We start from the raw sequence: 2322 nt of genomic DNA, 5'->3' as shown, positions 1-2322 counted from the left end.
CACCTTGACCGTGTCACCGACGCGCACCACGTCGCTCGGGTGCTTGACAAAGCGATTGGCCAGCTTGGAGATATGCACGAGGCCGTCCTGGTGCACGCCCACGTCGACGAACGCGCCAAAGTCGACGACGTTGCGCACCGTCCCCTTGAGCTCCATGCCGGGTTCCAGGTCGTCGATGGAAAGCGCCGAGCGGCTAAAGACCACCTCGGGCGCGTCGTCGCGCGGGTCGCGGCCGGGCTTCTTGAGCTCGTTGACGATGTCGATGAGCGTGAGGGTGCCGCAGTTCAGGTCACTTGCCAGCGCCGAGATACTGCCCAGACGGCGCTCGATGTCGGGCACGCCGCCGCGGCTGAGCTCGCTGGCTTTAACGCCGGCGCGTTCCAGGACGGACGTGGCCACCTCGTAGCTCTCGGGGTGGACGCTCGTCGCGTCGAGCGGGTTTTTGCCGCCGCTGATGCGCAGGAAGCCCGCGGCATTGAGGTATGCCTTGGGTCCCAGCTTGGGGACCTTCTTGAGCTGGCGGCGATCGGTAAAGGCGCCGTTTTCCTCGCGGTATGCCACGATGTTCTTGGCTACGCTCGGCGTGATGCCCGATACGTATCCCAGCAGGCTCGCGCTCGCGGTGTTGACGTCGACGCCCACACGGTTGACGACGTCTTCCACCACGTGGCCCAGGGTACGCGAAAGCTCGGTCTGGTCAAGGTCGTGCTGGTACTGGCCCACGCCGATGGACTGGGGCGGAATCTTGACGAGCTCTGCCAACGGGTCCTGCAGGCGGCGGCCCAGGCTCATGGCGCCGCGCACGGTGACGTCCAGGTCGGGATACTCCTGGCTGGCGAGCTCGGAGGCGGAGTACACCGACGCGCCGGCCTCGTTGACGATGGTGTAGCGAAGGCTGGGCGCCTGCTCGGCAATGAACTCCGAGACGACTTCCTCGGTCTCGCGGCTGGCGGTGCCGTTGCCGATGACGATGGTGTTGACGCCGTCCTTCTTGACGAGGCGAGCAAGCTCGCGCTTGGTGCCGGCGACGTCGTGGCGCGGCTTGGTGGGATAGACCACGCCGTGGTCGAGCAGCTTGCCGGTCTCGTCCATGACGGCGACCTTGCAGCCGGTGCGGTAGCCCGGATCGAGCGCGAGCACGCGGGCGCCGCGCACGGGGCGGGCCGAGAGCAGGCCCTCAAGATTCTTGGCAAAGACGTTAATGGCCTCGGTCTGGGCGCGGACGGTGAGCTTGGCACGGGCTTCGCGCTCCAGCGAGGGGGCCATGAGGCGCTTGTAACCGTCGGCGATGGCGGCATCGAAGATGGGGGCAAACACGCCCTGGCGTCGGGGCCAGCGGCTGCCGAGGCGTGCCGTGGCGGCGGCGCCGTCGACGTTCACACGCACGCGGAGCTTGCCCTCGCGCTCACCGCGGTCGATTGCCAGCACGCGGTGGTTGGGTATACGGCGCAGTGGCTCGTCATAGCTGTAGTACGGCTCGTAGGGGGTCTTCTCGGTGGGGTCGGTGGCCTCGACGACGATATCGGCGGTGTTTTGTGTAAAGGCGCGCAGGTCGGCGACGTTCTCGGGGTCTTCGGCCACCGTCTCGGCAACGATGTCGGCGGCGCCGGCAAGCGCCTTTTCGGGTGTGTCGAAGCCGGCCTTCTCGTTGACGTATGCTGCGGCGGCATCGAGCGCACTGCCCTTGGCCGAGGCCTGCATGATGATCATGTTGGCGAGCGGCTCAAGGCCGGCCTCGCGGGCCTTCTGCGCGCGGGTCATGCGCTTTTTGCGGTAGGGCTTGTAGAGGTCCTCGACACGCTGGAGCTGCGTGGCCTCGCGAATCTGCTGCTCGAGTTCGGGCGTGAGTTTGCCCTGGGCGTCGATGAGCAGAATGACGTCCTCTTTGCGCTGCTCAAGATTGCGCAGGTAGGACAGGCGCTCGTCGAGTGCGCGCAGGGCGACGTCGTCCATGCCACCCGTGGCCTCCTTGCGGTAGCGCGAGATAAAGGGGATGGTGTTGCCCTCGTCGATGAGCTTGACGGCCGCCTCGACGTTGGCGGCCTTAAGGTTGAGCTCGTGGGCGAGCTGGGCGATAAGATCCATGGGACTCCTTGCGTTTAAGGTGCGTTTGCAGCACAGGGCTACCAAGGATACCACCCGTCCCAAAAGACTGTTTTGGGGCCGTGCCATGAAAACGGCCTATCTACTACGTTTAACCCGTATGGGTCGACCATCCCCCGGTTTTCAGAGAATACGCAAGCCGTCTACCTGCACTGATAATTGTTCTCGGGGGAAGCGGGCACTGCGGGGCGCGGCAACGGCGCGCGATTTCCGCGTCGC

General features: G+C 65.7%; 1 protein-coding gene. It reads right to left on the bottom strand.

The features are described from left to right. Positions 1-2085: Tex family protein (locus tag ABHR76_RS09890; RefSeq protein WP_346977627.1), on the bottom strand; the 2085-nt coding region annotated here is incomplete at its 3' end. Between the last annotated feature and the right edge of the window lie 237 nt (positions 2086-2322).

It is taken from the genome of Collinsella aerofaciens (assembly GCF_039752985.1).
GTDB classification, from domain to species: Bacteria; Actinomycetota; Coriobacteriia; order Coriobacteriales; family Coriobacteriaceae; genus Collinsella; species Collinsella aerofaciens_BT.
This window is presented reverse-complemented; position numbering and strand designations above follow the sequence as displayed.